This is a genomic window from Pseudomonas sp. SWI36, assembly GCF_002948105.1.
In the GTDB taxonomy this organism is placed as follows: Bacteria; Pseudomonadota; Gammaproteobacteria; order Pseudomonadales; family Pseudomonadaceae; genus Aquipseudomonas; species Aquipseudomonas alloputida.
In genome coordinates this window covers 3,101,929-3,124,789 of sequence record NZ_CP026675.1, presented here as the reverse complement: position 1 = coordinate 3,124,789, position 22,861 = coordinate 3,101,929, and the positions used below count along the sequence as shown (strand labels likewise).

Annotated in this window: 22 protein-coding genes; 12 read left to right on the top strand and 10 right to left on the bottom strand. The window is 63.6% G+C overall.

The window, feature by feature from the left end:
• Positions 1-91: 91 nt before the first annotated feature.
• From C4Q27_RS14910 to C4Q27_RS14900, 3 genes are read right to left on the bottom strand one after another with little or no spacing between them, the layout of a single operon-like run.
• Positions 92-682 (bottom strand): LON peptidase substrate-binding domain-containing protein, encoded by a 591-nt coding sequence (locus C4Q27_RS14910; RefSeq protein WP_003249708.1) that lies wholly within the window; start codon positions 680-682, stop codon positions 92-94.
• 9 nt (positions 683-691) lie between these two features.
• Complete coding sequence (locus C4Q27_RS14905; protein WP_064491150.1) at positions 692-1,408, bottom strand: LrgB family protein; 717 nt, start codon at positions 1,406-1,408, stop codon at positions 692-694.
• Positions 1,405-1,767 (bottom strand): CidA/LrgA family protein, encoded by a 363-nt coding sequence (locus tag C4Q27_RS14900; RefSeq protein WP_049586734.1) that lies wholly within the window; start codon positions 1,765-1,767, stop codon positions 1,405-1,407. Before C4Q27_RS14900 ends, C4Q27_RS14905 begins: the two co-directional genes overlap by 4 nt.
• Positions 1,768-1,910: 143 nt before the next feature.
• Between C4Q27_RS14900 and C4Q27_RS14895 the strand changes: the two genes are divergently transcribed.
• The 9 genes from C4Q27_RS14895 to C4Q27_RS14855 all read left to right on the top strand — a co-directional run bounded on the left by C4Q27_RS14895 (position 1,911) and on the right by C4Q27_RS14855 (position 13,008).
• Positions 1,911-2,366: a MaoC family dehydratase gene (locus tag C4Q27_RS14895; RefSeq protein WP_010955428.1), complete on the top strand. Its 456-nt coding sequence runs from the start codon at positions 1,911-1,913 to the stop codon at positions 2,364-2,366.
• 117 nt (positions 2,367-2,483) lie between these two features.
• The gene (prmA, locus tag C4Q27_RS14890; protein ID WP_064491151.1) at positions 2,484-3,362 is read left to right on the top strand and encodes a 50S ribosomal protein L11 methyltransferase; all 879 of its coding nucleotides are present in this window, start codon (positions 2,484-2,486) and stop codon (positions 3,360-3,362) included.
• A 42-nt stretch (positions 3,363-3,404) separates the two neighbouring features.
• Positions 3,405-4,760 carry a DUF3426 domain-containing protein gene (locus C4Q27_RS14885; protein WP_064491152.1) on the top strand — a complete coding sequence of 452 codons (1,356 nt, stop codon included), beginning with the start codon at positions 3,405-3,407 and terminating at the stop codon, positions 4,758-4,760.
• Positions 4,761-4,967: 207 nt separating this feature from the next.
• Positions 4,968-5,981 carry a tRNA dihydrouridine synthase DusB gene (gene dusB / locus C4Q27_RS14880; RefSeq protein ID WP_003249695.1) on the top strand — a complete coding sequence of 338 codons (1,014 nt, stop codon included), beginning with the start codon at positions 4,968-4,970 and terminating at the stop codon, positions 5,979-5,981.
• Positions 5,978-6,298 carry a DNA-binding transcriptional regulator Fis gene (gene fis / locus C4Q27_RS14875; RefSeq protein ID WP_012274390.1) on the top strand — a complete coding sequence of 107 codons (321 nt, stop codon included), beginning with the start codon at positions 5,978-5,980 and terminating at the stop codon, positions 6,296-6,298. The genes dusB and fis overlap by 4 nt, the downstream gene beginning before the upstream one ends.
• A gap of 81 nt (positions 6,299-6,379) precedes the next feature.
• Complete coding sequence (gene purH / locus C4Q27_RS14870; protein WP_003249687.1) at positions 6,380-7,987, top strand: bifunctional phosphoribosylaminoimidazolecarboxamide formyltransferase/IMP cyclohydrolase; 1,608 nt, start codon at positions 6,380-6,382, stop codon at positions 7,985-7,987.
• A 146-nt stretch (positions 7,988-8,133) separates the two neighbouring features.
• Positions 8,134-9,429: a phosphoribosylamine--glycine ligase gene (purD, locus tag C4Q27_RS14865; RefSeq protein WP_003249685.1), complete on the top strand. Its 1,296-nt coding sequence runs from the start codon at positions 8,134-8,136 to the stop codon at positions 9,427-9,429.
• Between the two features lie 135 nt (positions 9,430-9,564).
• Entirely contained in the window at positions 9,565-12,336 is a 2,772-nt protein-coding gene (locus C4Q27_RS14860; RefSeq protein ID WP_064491153.1) for a hybrid sensor histidine kinase/response regulator, read from the top strand.
• Positions 12,337-12,411: 75 nt separating this feature from the next.
• Complete coding sequence (locus C4Q27_RS14855) at positions 12,412-13,008, top strand: MarC family protein (RefSeq protein WP_012053820.1); 597 nt, start codon at positions 12,412-12,414, stop codon at positions 13,006-13,008.
• Here C4Q27_RS14855 and C4Q27_RS14850 read toward each other — a convergent pair.
• The 7 genes from C4Q27_RS14850 to cobG form a co-directional block, all read right to left on the bottom strand.
• The gene (locus tag C4Q27_RS14850; RefSeq protein WP_012053821.1) at positions 13,005-13,628 is read right to left on the bottom strand and encodes a hypothetical protein; all 624 of its coding nucleotides are present in this window, start codon (positions 13,626-13,628) and stop codon (positions 13,005-13,007) included. The two genes, C4Q27_RS14855 and C4Q27_RS14850, sit on opposite strands and share 4 nt — an antisense overlap.
• Complete coding sequence (locus tag C4Q27_RS14845) at positions 13,625-14,314, bottom strand: hypothetical protein (RefSeq protein WP_012053822.1); 690 nt, start codon at positions 14,312-14,314, stop codon at positions 13,625-13,627. The genes C4Q27_RS14850 and C4Q27_RS14845 overlap by 4 nt, the downstream gene beginning before the upstream one ends.
• A 59-nt stretch (positions 14,315-14,373) precedes the next feature.
• On the bottom strand, positions 14,374-15,054 hold the full coding sequence (locus C4Q27_RS14840) for a hypothetical protein (RefSeq protein ID WP_012053823.1): 681 nt from the start codon (positions 15,052-15,054) through the stop codon (positions 14,374-14,376).
• A gap of 92 nt (positions 15,055-15,146) precedes the next feature.
• Entirely contained in the window at positions 15,147-16,844 is a 1,698-nt protein-coding gene (gene cobJ, locus C4Q27_RS14835) for a precorrin-3B C(17)-methyltransferase (protein WP_104887004.1), read from the bottom strand.
• The gene (locus tag C4Q27_RS14830; RefSeq protein WP_047604704.1) at positions 16,832-17,563 is read right to left on the bottom strand and encodes a precorrin-2 C(20)-methyltransferase; all 732 of its coding nucleotides are present in this window, start codon (positions 17,561-17,563) and stop codon (positions 16,832-16,834) included. Before C4Q27_RS14830 ends, cobJ begins: the two co-directional genes overlap by 13 nt.
• Positions 17,563-18,189: a precorrin-8X methylmutase gene (locus tag C4Q27_RS14825; protein WP_003249670.1), complete on the bottom strand. Its 627-nt coding sequence runs from the start codon at positions 18,187-18,189 to the stop codon at positions 17,563-17,565. Before C4Q27_RS14825 ends, C4Q27_RS14830 begins: the two co-directional genes overlap by 1 nt.
• Positions 18,182-19,513 (bottom strand): precorrin-3B synthase, encoded by a 1,332-nt coding sequence (gene cobG, locus C4Q27_RS14820; RefSeq protein ID WP_104887003.1) that lies wholly within the window; start codon positions 19,511-19,513, stop codon positions 18,182-18,184. Before cobG ends, C4Q27_RS14825 begins: the two co-directional genes overlap by 8 nt.
• 243 nt (positions 19,514-19,756) lie before the next feature.
• On the opposite strand from cobG, the gene cbiE reads away from it, so the two are divergent.
• The 3 genes from cbiE to C4Q27_RS14805 are packed head-to-tail and all read left to right on the top strand — an operon-like array spanning position 19,757 to position 22,771.
• The gene (gene cbiE / locus C4Q27_RS14815; RefSeq protein WP_104887002.1) at positions 19,757-20,968 is read left to right on the top strand and encodes a precorrin-6y C5,15-methyltransferase (decarboxylating) subunit CbiE; all 1,212 of its coding nucleotides are present in this window, start codon (positions 19,757-19,759) and stop codon (positions 20,966-20,968) included.
• Entirely contained in the window at positions 20,961-22,055 is a 1,095-nt protein-coding gene (locus C4Q27_RS14810; RefSeq protein WP_003249663.1) for a cobalt-precorrin-5B (C(1))-methyltransferase, read from the top strand. Before cbiE ends, C4Q27_RS14810 begins: the two co-directional genes overlap by 8 nt.
• Entirely contained in the window at positions 22,052-22,771 is a 720-nt protein-coding gene (locus tag C4Q27_RS14805; RefSeq protein ID WP_104887001.1) for a cobalt-precorrin-6A reductase, read from the top strand. Before C4Q27_RS14810 ends, C4Q27_RS14805 begins: the two co-directional genes overlap by 4 nt.
• Positions 22,772-22,861: the final 90 nt, after the last annotated feature.

Here is a 22,861-nt window from a genome sequence, read left to right as displayed (position 1 = left end):
TTCGCGGGTGAACCCGCTCCTACGCGGGGATGGCGCTTGTCGTAGGAGCGGGTTTACCCGCGAAGGGGCCGGCACAGGCAATACAGAACCATCAGGCGAACAACTCACCCTGAATCCGCTCCAGCAGTTTCTGAATCTCGCCCAGCCGCTGCTGTGGCGAATCGAGGGTCAGCAGGTCCAGCTTGTCCTCTTCCATGAACGGCAACAGGTACGCCAGCTGATTGGCCAGCGCCTGACGCCCGTCCACCGGCCGCGGCATGCCCAGCGCTTCGACCATGGGGTGCTCACCCAGAGCCACCAGCAGCGCCAATAGGTCGTCATCGGCTTCCAGCAACGGGCTGTCGGCCTGCTCCGGCAGCCATTGCACCTGGCCCACCAGCAACTGGTCCTTCTGCACCTCGGAGCTTTCCAGATTGAAGCGCCGCACGCCCTCGACGCGGATACCCAGCAAGCCGTTATCCTGCTGCACGAAGTCGCGGATCACCGCTTCACAGCCGATCGAGGCGACCACCGGCGGCGCCTTGCCGACTTGCTCGCCCTCAAGGATGCACACCACACCAAACCCTTCGCCCTGCTTCATGCAGCGCCCGATCATGTCCAGGTAGCGCGCCTCGAAAATCTGCAAATCGAGAAAGCAGCCAGGAAACAGCACGGTATTGAGCGGAAACAGCGGTAGCGTCATCACAATTCCTCAAGCCACCAGGCTGACCGCCAGCGGCAGGAACACCGCTGTAGCCACTCCCATCAGGCTCATCGCCAGCGCGGCAAAGGCGCCGCATTCGTCACTTTCCTGCAGGGCCACCGAAGTGCCCACTGCGTGCGCGGTCACGCCCAGCGACATGCCGCGCGCCTCAGGGCTGTGCACGCCGAAGCGGCTCAGCAACGCCGGGCCGAAGATCGCCCCGATCACCCCGGTAATCAACACGAACACTGCCGCCAGGGCCGCCACGCCACCAATCTGCTCAGCCACCAGCATGGCGATCGGCGAGGTGACGGACTTCGGCGCCATGGTCATCAGGATCATGTGCTCGGCACCGAACCACAAACCCAGCACCAGGCAGCAGAGCGTGGCGAACAGGCCTCCGACTACCAGCGTAGTAAATGTAGGCCAGAACAGCTGGCGGATCCGCCGCAGGTTGAGATAGAGCGGCACAGCCAGGGCCACCGTAGCGGGCCCCAGCAGGATGTTCATGATTTCGGTGCTTTTGCGGTACTCGCTGTAATCGATGCCGCACAGCAGCAACACACCGATCACCAGCAGCATCGATACCAATACAGGTTGCAGGAAGATCCAGCGGGTTTTCTCGTAGGCTGCCAGCACTACCTGATAGGCCCCCAGCGTGATGCCGATACCGAACAATGGGTGATGAATGACCGCATCGAGCGCGCCCTGCCAATCGAGCATCATGGCTGCTCCTCACGCTTGCCCTGGCGCTGGATGAGCTTTTGCATCAGCACACCGACGAACACCAGGGTCACGAGACAGGAGATCAGCAAGGCCCCGGCAATCGCCCAGAAGTCGGCGGCAATGTCCTTGGCATATACCATCACCCCGACTGCCGGCGGCACCAGCAGTAGCGGGAGATAGCGCAGCAAGCTGCTGGCGGCCTCATTCAGCGGCTTGCCGACCTCACCGCGGGCCATGAGGAAGAGCAGCAGCAACAACAGGCCGATGATCGGCCCGGGCAAAAACGGCACGAACAGGTGATTGATCGCCGTCCCCAGCAGCTGGAACAGTACCAGCCAGGTCAAACCACGCAACAGCATAAGCATCTCCCTCGGGCATGGCCGCCATTATAAGCACGCTCGGCTGTAGACCGACATTCGCCGAAAAGCGGGCAACTTGACTGAAACGGTTCGCCGTGCTGATCTTGTACTTTCGTACCAACTGACAACCCGGAGAGTCCGCGATGCCCCATGTACCGGTTACAGAGCTTTCGCAGTACGTTGGCAAGGAGCTGGGCCACTCGGAGTGGTTGAAGATCGACCAGCAGCGCATCAACCTGTTCGCCGAAGCGACCGGCGATTTCCAGTTCATCCATGTCGACCCTGAGAAGGCGGCAAAAACCCCGTTTGGCGGCACGATCGCCCATGGTTTCCTGACCTTGTCGCTGATCCCCAAGCTGATCGAGGACATCCTCGTCCTGCCGCAAGGGCTGAAGATGGTGGTGAACTACGGGCTGGACAGCGTGCGCTTCATTCAGCCGGTCAAGGTCGACAGCCGGGTTCGGCTGAAGGTAAAGCTGGGCGAGGTGGTGGAGAAAAAGCCGGGGCAGTGGCTACTCAAGGCGATTGCCACGCTGGAGATTGAGGGTGAAGAGAAACCTGCTTATATAGCCGAGTCGCTGTCGCTCTGTTTTGTCTGATACATGCCCGGGGGGCTGCAGTGCAGCCCCCGATCCACAAATCCCCCGCACTCGCGTAAACTGCCAGCCTTCGCGCAGCCTAGGGCTGCCCCTGTCGATTTATCAAAGGTGCCCGCCATGCCCTGGCTGCAAGTACGCCTGGCCATCAGCCCGGAACAAGCCGAAACCTATGAAGATGCGCTGCTTGAAGTAGGCGCCGTCTCGGTCACGTTCATGGATGCCGAAGATCAACCGATCTTCGAACCAGACCTCAACACCACCCCGCTGTGGTCGCACACTCACCTGCTGGCGCTGTTCGAGGCCGATGCCGACCCTGAACAGGTGTTCTCCCACCTGCGCCTGCTGACCGGCGCCGAGCTGCCCGAGCACCAGGCCGAGGTGATCGAGGACCAGGACTGGGAACGCAGCTGGATGGACAACTTCCAGCCGATGCGCTTCGGCCGCCGCCTGTGGATCGTGCCCAGCTGGCACGATGCCCCGGAAAAGGACGCCGTGAACCTGCTGCTCGACCCGGGCCTGGCCTTTGGCACCGGCACCCACCCCACCACGGCCCTGTGCCTGGAATGGCTCGACGGCCAGCAGCTTGAAGGCACCCAGGTGCTGGACTTTGGCTGCGGTTCGGGCATCCTGGCCATCGCTGCGCTGCTGCTGGGCGCCCGCGAAGCGGTAGGCACCGACATCGACGTGCAGGCCATCGAGGCTTCGCGCGACAACGCCCAACGCAACGGCATTGCCGACGAGAAACTGGCGCTGTACCTGCCCGAACACATGCCGGCGATGCAGGCCGACGTGCTGGTTGCCAACATCCTCGCCGGCCCGCTGGTGTCGCTGGCGCCACAGTTGTCCGGCCTGGTTCGCCCAGGTGGCCTGCTGGCGCTTTCGGGCATCCTCGCCGAGCAAGGTGAAGACGTGGCCGCCGCTTATGCCGCCGACTTTGAACTGGACCCGATCGTCGTGCGCGACGGCTGGGTGCGCATCAGTGGTCGGCGTCGCTAAGCGGGCCTAGAATACTTTTCTGCACAGCTCCCGGATCGCCGCATGACCGACAGTTTCGTCACCCAGTGCCCGCATTGCCAGACCAGCTTTCGCGTCACCCACCACCAGTTGGGCGTGGCCCGTGGCGTGGTGCGCTGCGGTCACTGCCTGCAGGTATTCAATGCCGCCAAGCAGCTGCTGGAGCAAAACCGCGCCGCCACCACCAGCGCCCCCGTGGTGCCGGCACCGGTACCTGCAGTGCCTGCCGAGCCGCTGGCCGAGCCGGCGCAAGAGCCTGCCACCAGCGTACGCGGCACCCCCCCTGACCAGGACTGGGCGCTGACTGCCCAGGCGCTGGACGAGCTCGACCTCGACAAGGAACTGGAGCGCCTGGAGCGTCGTGGCCAACCGGCCCCGACCCACCCGGCCAGCCAGGATGACAAGCTGCAGGCACGGCGCGATGAACTTCACCCGGACGAGCACGCAGAAGACCTTTTCGGCACGGCTACCGATGAGCCCTACGTGCCGCAGGAACCGGCAGAGCCTACCCCGGTGCTGCTGGAACCGGAACCTTTGGAGCTCGACCTGGAGCCTGCACCCGGCGAACGCACCGAGCCTACCCTGGGCAGCAACCTTGACCTGGACATCGATGGCGAGCCCCCCGTGCACGGTGCGGCCGAACGCGATGACCAGCCCGCATTCAGCGAACCGCTGCGCATCAGCGATGACGAAACCCCGGAAACGGGCCTGAGCGCCCGCGACGACGAGCCACTGGCGCTGCGCCTGTCGGCGCATGACGACGAGCCCGTCGAGCCGCTGCCCGGAGAGCGCCTGGAACCAGGCCTTGCCGGCAAACCCGAGCGCCCCTCGCGCAAGGAGCCGCTGGTCGATGTGGTCGACGACCCCTTGCAGCTAGGCTGGGAAAAACCCGCACCCAACTGGGGCAAGCGCCTGCTGTGGGGCTTTCTGACCCTGCTGGCTGCCGGCCTGCTCGCGTTCCAGTACGTGTGGTTCCACTTCGACGAAATGGCCCGCCAGGACCAGTATCGGCCGATTTTCCAGCAGATCTGCCCGATGGTCGGTTGCCAGGTGCCTACCCGCGTCGATATTGCACGCATCAAGAGCAGCAATCTGGTGGTACGCAGCCACCCGGACTTCAAGGGCGCGCTGATTGTCGACGCGATCATCTACAACCGCGCGCCGTTCGCCCAGCCATTCCCGTTGCTGGAGCTGCGCTTCGCCGACCTCAATGGCCAACTGATCGCCAGCCGTCGCTTCAAGCCCAGCGAGTACCTGTCGGGCGAACTGGCAGGGCGTGGTGAAATGCCCAGCCAGACGCCAATCCACATTGCCCTGGACATCCTCGACCCTGGGCCGAAGGCCGTGAATTACAGCCTGAGCTTCCGTTCGCCGGAGTAGGCGACAAGCGGCCAGCAGCGAGCGACAAGACAAGAAGCCCCAACCGCGACTGCTTTTCGTCCTGTCGCCTGCTGCTTGAAGCGCAAAGGCATAAGCCGACAACTGTTCAGATTTTATCCAAATCCATCTTTATCCAGTCATCGAGAGCGGGTATCATGCCAACCCTTTTTCGAACTCCAAGATTCGGCCCCACAACAGGGATCACCTATGTCGGCGGTACGCATCGGCCAATACACACTACGTAACAACCTGATCCTCGCGCCCATGGCCGGGGTCACGGACCAGCCTTTCCGTACACTTTGCCAGCGCCTGGGCGCCGGTATGGTGGTGTCGGAAATGGTTAGCAGCGACATGAGCCTGTGGAACAGCCGCAAGTCGAGCCTGCGCCGCATCCATGAAGGTGATCCCGAGCCACGCTCGGTGCAGATCGCCGGCGGCGATGCGCAGATGATGGCAGCGGCGGCAAAGGCCAATGTCGAGGCGGGTGCCCAGATCATCGATATCAACATGGGCTGTCCGGCAAAAAAAGTCTGCAACAAAGCCGCAGGCTCTGCTTTATTGAGAGATGAAGCCTTGGTCAGCGAGATCCTCCACGCCGTGGTCAGCGCCGTGGACGTACCGGTGACCCTGAAAATCCGCACCGGATGGGACCGGGCGAACAAGAACGGCCTGAACGTGGCGAAGATCGCCGAACAGGCTGGCATCCAGGCGCTGGCGGTGCATGGCCGCACACGTGCCGACCTGTACACCGGCGAAGCCGAGTACGACACCATCGCTGCCATCAAGCAGGCGGTGTCAATCCCGGTTTTTGCCAACGGCGATATCACCTCGCCAGAAAAGGCCCGGGCGGTGCTGGAAACCACCGGGGTCGATGGCCTGTTGATTGGCCGGGCTGCCCAGGGGCGGCCATGGATCTTTCGCGAGATCGAGCATTACCTGCGCACTGGCGAACATCTGCCAGCGCCGCAACTGGACGAAGTGGAACGCATCCTGCTGGAGCATCTGGCCGCGCTGCATGCCTTCTATGGCGATGTGATGGGCGTACGTATCGCCCGCAAGCACGTTGGCTGGTACCTGGCAACACGACCCGGCGGCAAGGAGTTTCGCGCCCGGTTCAACGCTTTGGAAGACACACAAGCGCAGTGCGCCAACGTTCGCGCGTTTTTCAGCGAACGTCGACAGAGCCTTGAGACAGAGGACGGACAAGGGGTGGCCGCATGACGATGATGACCGAGACATTTGTGAGTGGAACAACGCCCGTGAGCGACAACGCCAACCTGAAACAGCACCTCAACACGCCGAGCGAAGAGGGCCAGACCCTTCGCGACAGCGTCGAGAAGGCGCTGCACAACTACTTCGCCCACCTGGAAGGCGCGACCGTGACGGACGTGTACAACCTGGTGCTCTCCGAAGTCGAGGCGCCCCTGCTCGAAAGCGTGATGAACTACGTGAAGGGCAACCAGACCAAGGCCAGCGAGATGCTCGGGCTGAACCGAGGCACCCTGCGCAAGAAGCTCAAGCAGTACGACTTGTTGTAAGCCAGAATCCCATCCAGAAAAGGCGACTCCCTGAACAGAGGCGCCTTTTTTGCTGACTCCACCGCGTTATTGGAACCCGAAATGACCGACCAGACTACCCGCCTGCCAGTCCGCCGCGCCCTGATCAGCGTCTCCGACAAGACCGGTATCCTCGAATTCGCCCGTGAGCTGCAGCAGCTCGGTGTCGAGATCCTGTCCACCGGCGGCACCTACAAGCTGCTCAAGGACAACGGCGTAAACGCGGTGGAAGTGGCCGACTACACCGGCTTCGCCGAAATGATGGATGGCCGGGTCAAAACCCTGCACCCGAAGATCCACGGCGGTATCCTCGGCCGTCGTGGCACCGACGACGCCATCATGAACGAGCACGGCATCAAGCCGATCGACCTGGTTGCGGTCAACCTGTACCCGTTCGAAGCCACCATTTCCAAGCCTGGCTGTGACCTGCCGACCGCCATCGAGAACATCGACATCGGCGGCCCGACCATGGTCCGTTCGGCAGCCAAGAACCACAAGGACGTGGCCATCGTGGTCAACGCCAGCGACTACGCCGGCATCGTCGAAGGCCTCAAGGCCGGTGGCCTGACCTATGCCCAGCGCTTCGACCTGATGCTCAAGGCGTTCGAGCACACTGCCGCCTACGACGGCATGATCGCCAACTACATGGGCACCATCGACCAGGCCAAGGACACTCTGAGCACCGAGGCGCGCAGCGAATTCCCGCGCACCTTCAACAGCCAGTTCGTCAAGGCACAGGAAATGCGTTACGGCGAGAACCCGCACCAGAGCGCGGCGTTCTATGTAGAAGCCAAGAAAGGCGAAGCCAGCATTTCCACCGCTGTCCAGCTGCAAGGCAAGGAACTGTCATTCAACAACGTGGCCGACACTGACGCTGCGCTGGAATGCGTAAAGAGCTTCGTCAAGCCGGCCTGCGTCATCGTCAAGCACGCCAACCCGTGCGGCGTGGCGGTAGTACCTGAAGACGAAGGCGGCATCCGCAAAGCCTACGACCTGGCCTACGCGACCGACACCGAATCGGCGTTCGGCGGCATCATCGCATTCAACCGTGAACTGGACGGCGAAACCGCCAAGGCCATTGTCGACCGCCAGTTCGTCGAAGTGATCATCGCCCCGAAAATCTCCCAGGCCGCCCGCGACGTGGTGGCTGCCAAACAGAACGTACGCCTGCTGGAGTGCGGCGAGTGGCCAGCCGAGCGCGCTGCCGGTTGGGACTTCAAGCGCGTCAACGGTGGCCTGCTGGTGCAAAGCCGCGATATCGGCATGATCACCGCCGATGACCTGAAGATCGTCACCAAGCGTGCCCCGACCGAGCAAGAGATCCACGACCTGGTATTCGCCTGGAAAGTGGCCAAGTTCGTCAAGTCCAACGCCATTGTCTACGCCAAGCAGCGCCAGACCATCGGCGTCGGCGCCGGCCAGATGAGCCGCGTCAACTCCGCCCGCATCGCTGCAATCAAGGCCGAGCACGCTGGCCTGCAGGTGCAGGGCGCGGTCATGGCGTCGGATGCATTCTTCCCGTTCCGTGACGGCATCGACAATGCAGCTAAAGTGGGTATCAGCGCCGTGATCCAGCCGGGTGGTTCGATGCGTGATGCTGAAGTCATCGCTGCTGCCGACGAGGCCGGCATCGCGATGGTCTTCACTGGCATGCGCCACTTCCGCCACTAATTACGCGGATCCCGAGGCGAGTCGAGATCCTGTGGGAGCGGGCTTGCCCGCGAATACGATGGTGGATTCACCGCCGCATTCGCGAGCAAGCCCGCTCCCACAGTGTTCGGCGCAAGCCACGGGATCACTTGAATCGAGGTTTTGACATGAAAGTTTTGATCATCGGCAGCGGCGGCCGTGAGCACGCCCTGGCCTGGAAAGTCGCCCAGGACCCACGCGTCGAGAAAGTCTTCGTTGCCCCGGGCAACGCCGGTACCGCCATTGAAGCCAAGTGCGAGAACGTCGCCATCGACGTGTGCGCCCTGGAGCAACTGGCCGACTTCGCCGAGAAAAACGTCGACCTGACCATCGTCGGCCCGGAAGCACCGCTGGTTATCGGCGTGGTCGACCTGTTCCGCAGCCGCGGCCTGGACTGCTTCGGTCCAACCAAGGGCGCGGCCCAGCTGGAAGGCTCCAAGGCCTTCACCAAGGATTTCCTGGCGCGTCACAAGATCCCGACCGCCGACTACCAGAATTTCACCGAGATCGAGCCAGCGCTGGCCTACCTGCAGGAAAAAGGCGCGCCAATCGTGATCAAGGCCGACGGCCTGGCGGCAGGCAAAGGCGTGATCGTCGCCATGACGCTGGAAGAAGCCGAAGCCGCCGTGCGTGACATGCTGGCTGGCAACGCCTTCGGTGAAGCAGGTTCGCGTGTTGTGATCGAAGAGTTTCTCGACGGCGAGGAAGCCAGCTTCATCGTCATGGTCGACGGCCACAATGTGCTGCCCATGGCCACCAGCCAGGACCACAAGCGCGTCGGCGACCAGGACACCGGCCCGAACACGGGCGGCATGGGCGCCTACTCCCCTGCCCCGGTCGTTACCGCCGACGTGCACCAGCGCGTGATGGACCAGGTGATCTGGCCAACCGTGCGCGGCATGGCCGAGGAAGGCAACGTCTACACCGGCTTCCTCTACGCCGGCCTGATGATCGACAAGGCGGGCAACCCCAAGGTCATCGAGTTCAACTGCCGCTTCGGCGACCCGGAAACCCAGCCGGTCATGCTGCGCCTGGAGTCGAGCCTGGTCCTGCTGGTGGAAGCTGCATTCGCCAAGGCACTGGACAAGGTCGAAGCCCAGTGGGACCCGCGCCCGAGCCTGGGCGTGGTCCTGGCAGCGGGCGGTTACCCGGGCGACTACGCCAAGGGCGACGTGATCAACGGCCTGGACGCTGCCGCCAAGATCGAAGGCAAGGTATTCCATGCCGGTACTGCGCTCAAGGATGGCAAGGTAACCACCAACGGCGGGCGCGTGCTGTGTGCCACCGCCATGGGCAGCACCGTTGCCGACGCGCAGCAGCAGGCTTACCGCCTGGCCAAGGAAGTCAGCTGGAACGGCAGCTTCTACCGTTCCGACATCGGCTATCGGGCCATCGCCCGCGAGCGCGGTGAGCACCAGCAGTAAGTACTACCGGTATGCCGTAGCGGTTTCAGCCTGCGGCATCCGGCTCGTCGACAGGGCCCGGAATGGGCCTTGCCTTCGACTTGGCGCGCCGCGCATAGTGAGTACCCGGCACATCGGCCAAGAAGGGATTTCGTAGTGCGTCGGCTTCGGATTGCCTCAGCTCTGATCGTCAGCTTGCTGACCCTGCTCTGCATGTTTCCGGCTGCGGCCGAACATGACGGTGGCTGGACCGTTCTGCTCGACGAACAGGCCAACCTGCAACTGAGCGATGTGCGCTCCGAGCGCTATCGCAACCAGTTCAGCCCACTGCCTCTCGCCGACCTTGATGCTGCCCCGGCTGGACAGGCCTTGTGGCTGCACTATCGTCTGGCACCAGGTGACCAGGAGCAGCTGCTGCGGGTATTTGCCCCGGACCTTTCTGGCCTGGACCTCTACGCCCTCGAAGGCGAACAACTTCTGCGTCAGCTGCACCACGGGCGCCAGGCCGGCAATGCCAGCCCGACCCTGCGAGGCAGCGACCATGTATTGCCCCTGCCCAACAGCAGGCAACCGCTGGACATCTACTTGCGCCTGGCCTCAGAGCACCAGCTGCGTCCGGCCATCAGCCTTGAACCTGCGGCCGAGGCAGCCTCGGACCAACGCCAGCCGCTGCTGTTCGGCATGCTGTTCGGCGGCCTGATCATGCTGATCATGCACAACCTGATCCGCTTCCTCTACACCCGCTCCAGCACCACCCTGATTCTGGCGCTCTACCACGGCCTGATGCTGCTCAGCGGTCTGATCCTGCTGAACCTCAGCGGCCCTTGGTGGCATGTGTGGCACAGTGCGCAAACGCCTGCCGCCTATCTGACACTGGTCCTGGCCGGCCTGTCCGGGTTGTATTTCACCCAACATTTCTTTTCGCCGTGCAATTCGCCACGGCTTAACCGCCTGCTGCAGGGTGAGATGCTGATTGTCGGGCTCAGTGGCCTGGTGCTGCTGTTCGTCGATACCCTGCCATTGAACCTGATGACCTACGCCCTGATGGCGCTGGGCAGCGTGAGCATGCTGCTGGTCAGCAGCTACCACTGGTACAAGGGTTATGCGCCCGGACGCCTGTTCAGCCTGGCAATGGTGGTGTTCAACCTCGGAGGCCTGGTACTGCTGCCAGCCCTGCTGGGCCTGACACGCACCTCGACACCCTGGCTGCTGTGTATCCTGCTGGGCCTGACCGTGGTCAGTGGCCTGCTGCTCAACCTGGCGGTCAGTGAACGGCTGCGGCGCATAAGCGAGGAGCGTTTCAGCGCCAGCCGCGCGCTGGCCGCCAGCGATGCAGAAATCAACGCCAAAGCCGAGTTCCTGGCCAAGATCAGCCACGAAATCCGCACCCCGATGAACGGCGTGCTCGGCATGACTGAACTGCTGCTGGGCACACCGCTGTCGGTGAAGCAACGAGATTATGTGCAGACCATCCACAGCGCCGGCAACGAGCTGCTGACGCTGATCAACGAAATTCTGGACATTTCCAAGCTGGAATCCCGGCAGATCGAGCTGGATGATGTGCAGTTCGACCTTAACGCGCTGATCGAGGATTGCCTGAACATCTTCCGCGCCAAGGCCGAGCAACAGAACATCGAGCTGATCAGTTTCACCCAGCCACAAGTACCGCGGGTCATCAGCGGAGACCCGACGCGCCTGCGCCAGGCCTTGTCGAGCCTGCTGGAAAACGCCCTGAAAAACACCGACCAGGGCGAGATCCTGCTGGTGGTGGCGCTGGATCAACGCGGCGATGTGCCACGCCTGCGTATCGCCGTGCAGGACAGCGGCGAGCCGTTGCCCGCCGCCGACCGTGAAGCCTTGCTGCAGGCCGAGTTGCACAGCCACCACTTCCTTTCCAGCAACAAGCTGGGCGGCCATCTGGGGCTGGTCATTGCCAAACAGCTGATCGGTCTGATGCAGGGCGAGTTCGGCATCAAGAGCAGCACCGGCATGGGCAACACCTTGTGGCTGACCTTGCCGCTGGACCCTTCGCGCCTGGAACAGCCACCGGCGGACCTCGACAGCCCGCTGCGCGATGCCCGCGTGCTGGTGGTCGACGACAACGACACGTGCCGCAAGGTGCTTGTACAGCAGTGCAGCGCCTGGGGCATGAACGTCAGCGCGGTGCCGTCAGGCAAGGAGGCTCTGGCCCTTTTGCGCACCAAGGCACACCTGCGCGACTACTTCGACGCGGTGCTGCTGGACCAGAACATGCCCGGTATGACCGGCATGCAGCTGGCCGCCAAGATCAAGGAAGACCCGAGCCTGAACCACGACATCCTGGTGGTGATGCTCACCGGCATCAGCAATGCGCCGAGCAAAGTCATCGCGCGCAACGCCGGGGTCAAGCGAATACTGGCCAAACCGGTGGCCGGTTATACATTGAAGACCACCCTGGCCGAGGAGCTGGCCCAGCGCGGCCGCGAACAGGCGATGCCTGCCAGCCTGCCTGGCATCCCGCAGGCGCTGGACCTGCCAGGCGACTTCCGCGTGCTGGTCGCCGAAGACAACAGCATCTCGACCAAGGTGATCCGCAGCATGCTCGGCAAGCTCAACCTCAAGCCCGATACCGCCTGCAATGGCGAAGAGGCCTTGCAGGCAATGAAAGCGCAGCATTATGACCTGGTGTTGATGGACTGCGAGATGCCGATACTGGACGGTTTCTCGGCCACCCAGCAGTTGCGGGCCTGGGAAGCAGAAAACCAGCGCCAGCGCACGCCGGTGGTGGCACTGACAGCGCACATACTCGCCGAACACAAGGAGCGTGCGCGGCTGGCAGGCATGGACGGACACATGGCCAAGCCGGTGGAGTTGTCGCAGTTGCGTGAGCTGATTCAATACTGGGCCAATCACCGGGAAGCCAAGGTGGACCCGGCACATACGTCCTGACCGATATCCAATGCTCTTGCAGGAGCGGCCTCGCGACACAAGGCCGCGCCGGCATAAACCCAAGGAACACTGCTCATGCTCCATGAGTTGTTCAGCGTCTACCTGAAAATGCTCGTGCTCTACAGCCCGTTCTTCGTGCTGTCGTGTTTCATCAGCCTGACCCGCGGCCACTCCAGCAAGGAGCGCAAGCAACTGGCCTGGAAGGTCGCGTTCGCAGCCTTGGTCGCCAGCGTGATGCTCTACCTGTTCGGGCGCGCGATCTTCGGAATTTTCGGCATCACCGCCGATGCCTTCCGCATCGGTGCCGGCAGCGTGCTGTTCATTTCGGCCCTGGGCATGGCCCAGGGCAAGCCGGCGGTACAGGCCGACAACGTGCAGCAGGATGTAACCATCGTACCGCTGACCATTCCGCTGACCGTTGGCCCCGGTACCATCGGTGCCCTGCTGGTGATGGGGGTGAGCCAGCCGCACTGGGATGAAAAACTGCTGGCCATCGTCAGCATTGCCCTGGCCAGTTTCACTGTCGGCCTAGTGCTTTACCTGTCCCACGGTATCGAGCGAATCCTGGGCGACCAGGGCCTGCAGATCGTCAGCCGTTTGATGGGGCTGTTCGTCTGTGCCCTGGCGGCGCAGATCATTTTTACAGGGATCAAAGGGTACCTGGTGCCTTAGATGGCATAGTCATGAATGCGCGCCAGGGATACCTTGACGACGCTTTCCTGCACTTTTGGCATTACGCTGTTCTCGAAGGCCAGAATATTGAACCGGACCAGCTCCGCACGCACATTCTTGTAACTGCGCTTGCGGCTGATGAACCCTGCACTGAAAACAGACTGCTTGTCCGTTTCGTGGTAAATCACCATGTCGACACGGTTATTACCGGCCGGCGCACAGGCCAACACTTGAAAGTGCTGCATCTCGAATGCCTTTTTCTCAAGTTCCTTCAGCACCGACGGCTTGGTCAGCAACGCTTGAATGGACACTTTGACCGACGATGCAAAGCTGTCCCCGGCAGTTTTGGACAGGGTCTGCAGCACCTGATCCGTCTGTTGCGTACGCGTCTTGTCCGGCCAATGGATCTGCTCAGCCGTTACCGCATCCCACCCCATGAATTTGAGTTGGTTACGGTAATAAGCGAACCAGTCTTTAATCAGCCCCTCTTTGAAAGCGGCCTCGGTGGCTCTTTCGGCCATTGCCAAGGCCAGCTTCACCTTGTTTTTCTGCGCGGCGTCGACGCCCGGCAAGAACGAAACAATCCCAGCGCCGATCACGGCAGACGTGGCTTCACTCATGATGCTGCTCCTGTAGGTTGTGCGTAAGGGTCGAACCGGTAAACGGCCTGTGCATCCTTGGTTTTCATCAAGGCCTGCAATTCATCACGCTGGCGTTGGAAGCGTCCTTCATCCAATGCCAGGGAAACGCCGTTGAACTCGGCCTCGCCCTCAAGTACTTGTTCGCCCAGAAATGTCTCCAGCGAAACTAGCGAGAGTGGCTTGTCGATTTGCAGCGAGATGCTGCACAAGTCCAGCGCCGGGCCCGGCTTGAGTACGCCAAGTTCGATGACCAGGGTGGAGCACTGCGCCTGATCATGCGCGCAGAAACTCAGCAAGTGCCGGAAGCCTTCAGCAGACTGGCCAAGGCCCGTCTTTATCGCCGCCAGCACGGCCTCATGGCGAAGCGAACGCATCTTCAGCCACGCTTCAAGTGGCTGTATATGCGCGTTGCGCACAGGTCGCCCCAACGGTTTCAGGTCATGAGTACTGGCCAGCTTGATCCAGCCCAGTTGGCGGTAGGCCTCCCGATACGCGGCATACCAGTTTTCATAATTGTCCACGCGTGAACCGGCGTGCTTGTTGGCTACCAACTGCGCGTACAGGACTGAATCGAAAGCGGCCTGGCGTTGTGCCTCGACTGCGCCTGGCGAATACAGCAATGCTGTTCCGCCAATCAACATCAGTTGCTCATCTGCTCTATCCATCGTGTTACCTCGTCACAAAGAACCGAACAAGGCGGCGTTGCGACTACGCCGCCGAGCAATCAGATGTCGTACTCGAGCACGTTCTCGACACTGCGCACGCCGAGTTTGTTTTCTACGGTTTCGCGGACTTTGTCGTAGACAAAGTTATTGAGGGTGAGCACTGCCGTGCCGGCGTAGTAAGCGGACCTGTCCAGCTTCCACTGGATGCCGAGCACATCGTCGTCCAGTGCTGGGGCAGATGCCTGGATGCAGCTCACCACCATGACCACATCGTTTTTTGAGGTTTCAATGCAGGAGGCCAGGCCGACCAGGCCCCTGGCTTTGTTCTTGCGCTTGTGGTGGAGCACCTTGGCGTCGTTTTCGACTGTGGTCATTTTGTCAAACGCCCGCTTTGCCACTTCACCCAGCTTGGTGCCGCCCAGCATCGCATTGCCGACCACACCTATCGCGCGGATGGCCACGGCGCCTACGGTGACGGACAGTTCCACCGAGGTTTCAAGTTCGAAGGTACGGCGTGGGATGGTAAAGCCAAGGTCTCGCATGACATCGATGAATTTGTCGTACCACTCCCGGCTCTGCTTTTCGGCGTCAAAAGCTTTGTCGGCGACCAACGTGGCGAAGTGGAAGGCATTCTTCACATCATGACGGCTTTGCGCAGACATGCCCGCGCCGAAGGCAAGCAGGTTGCCGTCTACCAGGATGGCGGCATCGGTGGTGGTGATTTGGGTTGCATCGGACATTGGAAACTCCTTGATGGTTGCCCCTTGAGTCAAGGGCAATCACCTTAGCCAGCGCGCTGGCCACAAAGCGCGCTGAAGAGTTTCCGACGCAACTAGTTGGCGGTGGGGTACCAACGCGGCGTGTAGGCCCACACCCCACCCGACAGGCGAGGGAATACACAGGTTGTAGAGGAGCCAACCAGAACCATGGTGCGCATATCGACCATTTCCGGCAGCAGCTCGGCCAAGGTGACTACCTTAAGCGTCTGCCCCGGCCTACCGATGTCGCGCCCAAGGACTACAGGCGTGCTCCCCTCGCGGTGGCGACGCACAACTTCCAGGGCCACACCGAGCTGGTGCGGCCTGGCCTTGGAGATCGGGTTGTAGAAGGCCAGCACCAGGTCGGCCTGGGCAGCCAGGTCCAGGCGCTTTTCAATGATCGACCAGGGCTTGAGGTTGTCCGACAGCGACATCACGCAGAAGTCATGCCCCAGCGGTGCACCTGCCTGGGCGGCGGTTGCCAGCGAGGCGGATACCCCCGGCAAGATCTGCAGGTCAACGCGATGCCAAGTGGGGTCGCTGGATTCGTGCAATGCTTCGAGCACCGCAGCGGCCATGGCGAAAACGCCCGGGTCACCTGACGACACCACCACCACCGAACGGCCTTGGGCCGCCAGTTCGAAGGCATGTCGGGCGCGTTGCATCTCTTCGCGGTTGTCGGTGCAGTGCAGCACCTGGTCGCTGCGGAACGGGCCAGCCATGCGCACGTAAGTTTCGTAACCGAGCACATCTTCGGCCTGCGCCAGTTCGGCCTTGACCGCCGGCACCATCAGTTCCGCCGCACCTGGGCCAAGGCCGATGACCGCCAGGCGACCGCGACGGCGGCCGACCTGCGCTACGTCGACCGGGGCAGGCGCCACCGCAACCACGACCTCTTCAAGCGCTATCAACTCAGCATCGGGCACCGCCGCAGCGACCATGCTGGCCACATCGCCAGAGCGGGTGGCGAAGCGCAAGGGAACACCCAGGGCCTGCGCAGCTTCGTGCAACGCGCTGTCGGCCATGGTTCGCTCGTCTGCCAGCACGCAGGCTACCGAGGGCTCGGCGATGCCGGCCTGCTGCAGGGCTGCGCGAATACTGTGCAGATTGCCACCTGCAACGCCCACCACCACCAGGCGCGGGTGGATCAGCAGCTCGTCGCGGTTGGCCGGGCGCGCCTGATGCCCCACATGAATGGTGCGCTGCGCCGCTTCGCTGGCGGGCAACTGCGCCAGCTGCAGCCACGGGGCGTTACCTTCGATGCGCACAGACTCACCCGCCAACAGGTCGGACACAAAGCGCTTGCCTTGCTCGATGTCAGCCAATGCATAGCCCTGCGGCGGGTTCAGCAGGCAAGTCCCAAAGCGCAGCTCGCCACTGGTAGTGATGGCGGCGGAAACGCCCAGCGCGTCAGCGATTTCGCGCGCCATCACGTTCACCCCACCAAGGCCTCCAAGCAACGGCACTACCGCGCTACCATCCTCGGCCACGGCCAGGACCGGCGGCTCGCTGCCCTTCTCGCTGAGCAGGCTGGCCAGGCTGCGGATGACGATACCCGCGGCGCACAACGCGATGATCGGCGTGTCTTGCTGGTACAACCCGCGCAGGGTATCGCCGAACGACACGTACGACTGGTCCGCACCCTCGACACGCCCCTCGAGGCCATGGATCGCGGCCTGTGGATAACAGGCCTGGATACGCTGCGCCGTCGCCAGGCTGCCCGGGCCGAGAATGACGATGGCTGGTGCCTTGTGCATGTTCAGCCCTGCCATTTTTCCCCCGGCACGATGATCAGCGAGAAGTAGGGCGACGACTGCGGGTCGACCTGGTCCAGCGGCACGATCTTCTGGTTGGCCATGGTCGCCCGTTCCACATACAGCGCACGCCCGTCCAGGCCCAGTTCGGCCAGCACTTCGCGCACCTTGGGGAAGTTGCGCCCAAGTTTCATGATCACCGCTGCATCGGCGTCGGCCAGACGGCGCTTGAGCTCTTCAGCGGGCAACACACCGGACAACACCGAAAGGCTCTGGTTGCGGTACACCAGCGGCGCCCCCAGCACCGAAGCGCCACCGAGCATGGAGCAGACACCCGGAATCACTTCGGCCTCATAGCGCTGCGCCAGGCGGTCATGCAAGTACATGTAGGAGCCATAGAAGAACGGGTCGCCTTCGCAAATCACCGCCACGTCGCGGCCGGCATCCAGGTGCTCGGCCACCTGTACGCTGGCTTCGTCGTAGAAGTCGCTGATCACTTGCTCATAGGACAGCGGCGCCGGCAGCACTTCGGTGGTGACCGGGTAGACCAGCGGCAGCAGGGTCTGCTCGGGCTGCAGGTGCGCCTCGATAATGCCGAAGGCATTGCCACGCTTGCCCTTGGCCACGAAGTAGCCGACCACCGGCGCCTCACGCAACAGGCGCAGGGCCTTGAGGGTAATCAGTTCAGGATCGCCAGGGCCCACGCCCAGGCCAAGCAGTCGTCCGCGCGGCGCCATCATTCCACCTCCGTGGCCAGGGCGTTGACCGCCGCGGCGGCCATCGCGCTGCCGCCCAGGCGGCCTTGCATGATCACGAACGGCACGCCACGGCTGTCGGCGGCGAGCATGGCCTTGGACTCGGCAGCGCCGACGAAACCGACCGGGAAACCGAGGATCAGCGCCGGCTTGGGCGCACCGGCGTCGAGCATTTCCAACAGGTAGAACAGCGCAGTAGGGGCGTTGCCGATGACCACCACGCTGCCCTCCAGGTAAGGGCGCCACAGTTCCAGGGCTACGGCGGAGCGTGTGTTGCCGGCGTCTTTGGCCAGGCCCGGCACGCTGGGGTCACGCAGGGTGCAGATGACTTTGTTGTCAGCTGGCAAGCGGGCCCGGGTGATCCCTTCGGCCACCATGTGCGCATCGCACAGGATCGGCGCGCCGTTGAGCAGCGCCTCGCGCCCGGCCCGGCCGGCACCGTCGGAGAACTGCAGGCCATCGATGGCGTCGACCATGCCACAGGCGTGGATCACGCGCACGGCGAGCTTTTCAAGGTCTGCGGGGATCCGCTCGAGTCGGGCTTCCTCGCGGATGATCCGGAAGGAATTGCGATAGATCTCCTGACCATCGCGGATGTAGTCAATCATCAAGGTGCTCCGTCGGCAGGTCGAGCATGGCGCCTGCTTCATTCAAGGTAAGGTCGGTGGCGCGCAGGGCACCGAAACCTGGCTGGCGCGCATCACGCAGGTACAGGTCATAACGGCCCGGCGAACGGGCCAGCAAGGTGGCCGGGGCAACATGGGCCACGGCGCAGGAACGGGGGCAGCCGGACAGGTGCACGCTGGCCGGCACGCCAGGGCCCAGCAGCGCGGCCAGGACAACGGCGTCGGCCTTGGTCTCGGCAAGGGCCTTGGCGCAGCCGCTGGCACCGGTGCAGGCGCTGATACGCGCCAGGGGTTCACGGTCGTGGCACAGCAACCCCAGCGCAGACAGCTCGGCCAGGGCCTGATCGATGTGCTGCGCTTGCAGGTTGGTCAGCACCAGGCTTTGCCAGGGGCTAAGGCGCATACTGGCATCGCCCAGTTCACGGGCAATACGTGCGGCGCCACGCAGCATCGCGGGGGTCAGGCGGCCTTGCGGTGGGGCAACGCCAAGGGCAACACCCTGCGCCTGGGGCAACCTGCCCAACCACGAGGCGCGGTGCTGTTCACGCCGCCATGTGAGCACGGCGGCATCGCAGCGGATGTCCAGGCCGAGCCCAGCGACAAAATCAGCTGGCGGGTACACCTCAAGCAGCTGGCGCATGCGCGTCTGCGTCGGGGATGCCAGATCGAGGAAGCGCTCCAGCACGGCGCGCACCAGCATCAGGCCCTGCGTCAGCGGCACCGCACCAAGCGCCTGGCCCTCTGCCGGGCACCCTGCCAGGCCAAACGCCAGCCAGGTCTGCTGGTCCAGGTGCAGGGGCGACAGCCACAGGTCATGGGGGTGTTCGAGCATCGCCAGGCGCTCGCCTGCATCCAGCTGCACAGCGAACTTGGCCGACAGCTGGTGAAAGCGCGGGGTGCCTTCCAACAGGTCGAGGATCTGCCCGGCCAGCGGCCTGGCGTCCAGCAGCATGAGCGGGTCATGCCCGGCCAGTGGGCTGAGCATCACGTTGCGCACATCGTCACCCGCGGCATCGCGTGGTCCCAGGCCGGCTGCGAGCAGTGCCTCGACCAAAGCGCGATGCTCGCTGCCAATGCCGCGAATCTGCAGGTTGCCACGGTTGGTGGCCTCGATCACGCCGCCAGCAAAACGCTCCGCCGCCGCCGCCACGGCTTCAGCCTGCTCGGCCAGCAGCAGGCCACCCGGCAGCTTGATGCGGCAGATACCGCCATCACGGGCACTGACAATGCGCCACAACCCCGGGCAGGCCGAGGGGCGGGGCGATACGTGGGGGGCATGGGCCTGCGTCAAAGGGGCATCCGGCAGTCTGTGAAAATGCGCTTGAGTGTAGAAGGCGCGGTATTATGCCTGCTTTGTCCGGCGGCATGAAAAGCCGGTGGTCGAGCATCCTCGGCGATTAAGTAGAATTTCAGGACCGCGTCGCCTTCTTCGCGGGCTCGCCCGCTTCCACAGGATCACTGCAGGCTGCACAGGCTGCCCTGTATCTGTAGGAGCGGGCTTGCCCGCGAAGGGGCGCGAAGCGGCCCCAAAAATGGCGGATCGAAATACATGACACCCTGGCTGACAGTAGTAGGCATCGGCGAAGACGGCTTCAGCGGCCTGGGCAAACAGGCCCGGCGCGCCCTGCTGGGCGCTGGCCGGGTCTTCGGCAGCCCGCGCCAGCTGGCCTTGCTGCCACGTTGCGTGACCGCTGAACAGCTGGCCTGGCCCAGCCCGTTCTCGCTGGCCCCGGTGCTGGCCCTTCGCGGCGAGCCGGTGTGCGTGCTGGCCAGCGGTGACCCTATGTTCTACGGCGTCGGCGCCAGCCTGGCACGCCAGGTGCCTGCTGCAGAAATGCGCGTGCTGTCGCTGCCCTCTTCCTGCGCCCTGGCCGCTGCCCGCCTGGGCTGGCCGCTGCAGGACCTGCAGGTGGTGTCGCTGGTGGCCCGCCCCCTGGTGGCGCTCAATGCCCACTTGTACAGCGGCATGCGCCTGCTGGTGCTGAGCAACGATGGCGATAGCCCGGCGGCAATTGCCGCGCAACTGCGCGAGCACGGCTTCGGCCCTAGCCGCCTGCAGGTGTTCGAGCACCTGGGGGGCGTGGACGAACGTGCACTGGCCGGCACCGCCCAGGACTGGCCGCACACCGGTATCGCGGCGCTCAACCTGGTCGCCATCGAATGCCTGGCTACGCCCGATGCGCCCCGCCTGCACCGGCTGGCCGGGCTGCCAGACGCCGCATACCGGCACGATGGCCAGTTGACCAAGCGTGATGTCCGCGCCATCACCCTGGCGCGCCTGGCACCGCAGCCTGGCGAACTGTTGTGGGATGTGGGCGCGGGCTGCGGCTCGATCGGCATCGAATGGATGCGCGCCCACCCGGCATGCCGCGCGCTAGCCATCGAGGCCGACGAAGGCCGCCAGGGTTTGATCGAGCATAACCGCGATGCATTGGGTGTACCTGGCCTGCAACTGGTTCGCGGCAAGGCGCCAGCGGCGCTGCAAGGCCTGGAACAACCGGATGCAGTCTTCATCGGAGGCGGCGTTACCCGCGCAGGTGTACTGGACCTGTGCTGGGCAAGCCTGCGCCCCGGCGGCCGTTTGGTGGCCAACGCCGTCACCCTGCAAAGCGAACTGGCCCTGGCACATTTTCGCGAACAGCACGGTGGTGAGCTGACCCGCATCCATGTCGCTCATGCCCAGCCCTTGGGTGCGTTCGACACCTGGCGCCAGGCGCTGCCGATCACCCTTCTGGAAGTACTGAAACCCGCCGATGCGTGAAGAAACCCGCGAACAGCCCGCGCCTCTGCGCAGCGGCCTTACCACTGGCAGTTGCGCCACCGCCACCAGCCTGGCAGCGGCCAAGCTGCTGCTCACCGGGCAGCGTGATGATGCGGTGGACATCACCTTGCCCAAAGGCAAGGTCGTGCAGATGCGCCTGGAATTCTGCCGCCTGATCGGCGAGTGCGCCGAAGCCGGCACCCTCAAGGATGCGGGTGACGACCCGGACGTGACCCACGGTGCCCTGCTCTATAGCCAGGTGCGCCTGCTGGCGGAACCTGGCATTGGTTTTGTCGCTGGCAGCGGCGTGGGCACGGTGACCCGGCCGGGGCTGGTGCTGGCTGTGGGTGAACCGGCCATCAACCCGGTGCCTCGGCGCATGATCAGTGAACACCTGCAACACCTGGCCGACGCGTGCGGCTACCTTGGCGGCTTCGAGGTCACGGTCAATGTGCAAGGTGGTGAGCAACTGGCCCTGAAAACCATGAACCCGCGTCTGGGCATCCTCGGCGGGCTGTCGATCCTCGGCACCAGCGGCATCGTCCGGCCGTTCTCTTGCGCGGCCTACATTGCCTCGATTCATCAAGGCATCGACGTGGCCCACACCAATGGCTACACGCACATAGCCGCGTGCACCGGCAATGCCAGCGAAGACACTATGCGCCGCGTCTACGGTCTGCCGGAAATCGCCCTGATCGAAATGGGCGATTTCGTCGGCGCGGTGCTCAAGCACCTGCGCAAGGTACCGGTGCCGCGCCTGACCCTGTGCGGCGGCTTCGGCAAGATCAGCAAACTGGCCGCCGGGCACATGGACCTGCACAGCCGTCACTCCAGCATCGACTTGCCGCAACTGGCAGGTTGGGCCGCAGACATTGGCGCTGACGAGGCGTTGCAGGCTGCCATCAGCGGCGCCAACACCAGCCAGCAAGCGCTCGCCCTGGCTCATGCGGCTGGCATTGCCCTGGGTGACGCGGTGTGTGCCCACGCCCTGGCCTTCGCCCGTAGCGTCGTGCCGGCGCAGGTGCACGTGGAAGTGTTCGCCATCGACCGCCAAGGCGGCATCGTCGGCCAGGCGGGTGTGCAATGACGGCGCGCATCCTGTTGCTGGGGGGTGTCACTGAAGCCCTGGCTATCGCCCGCCGGCTCGGGCCTCGACATGTCTACAGCCTGGCCGGTATCGGCCGCGTGCCACAGGGCTTGCAATGCCAGGTACGGGTCGGCGGCTATGGCGGCGTCGAGGGCCTGACCCGTTACCTGCACGAAGCGGGCATCACCCTGCTGATCGACGCCACCCATCCCTATGCCGCGCAAATCAGCCGCAATGCCGCCAGCGCCGCACGCAACGCCGGCATCCCGTGCTGGGCCTTGCGTCGCCCCGCCTGGCAGGCGCAAGCGGGGGACGACTGGCGTGAAGTCGAGGATTGGGCAGGGTTGATCGAAGCACTGAAGCCGTTCCGCAGGCCACTGTTCACGCTGGGGCGCGAGCCGCTGCAGCACCTGGACGAGATTCCGCCGGAGCAGTTCTGGACCTTGCGTGCGCTGGAGGCGTGCCCTGGCAACGAGCGCTGTGAAGTGATTGGCGCACGTGGGCCGTTCCATATCGAGGATGAGCGAGTGTTGTTCCAGCGCCGCCACATCGATGTGCTGATCAGCAAGAACAGCGGCAGTGTGGCGACCGAGCCGAAGCTGGAAGTGGCGCGGGAGCTTGGCGTGCCGGTGCTTGTCCTGAAACGTCCGACGCTGCCGGAGGTGGACAGGGCATTCGACTCACTGACGGATCTGGCCACAGCGCTCGCCCTTTAAGCGCTGCCCTTTCGCAACACAAAGGCACTCCTACAAGGATTTCAGACTTTTCTTCCAACTAACCCAGTGGCCCGTTGCCGATCTGCTGCC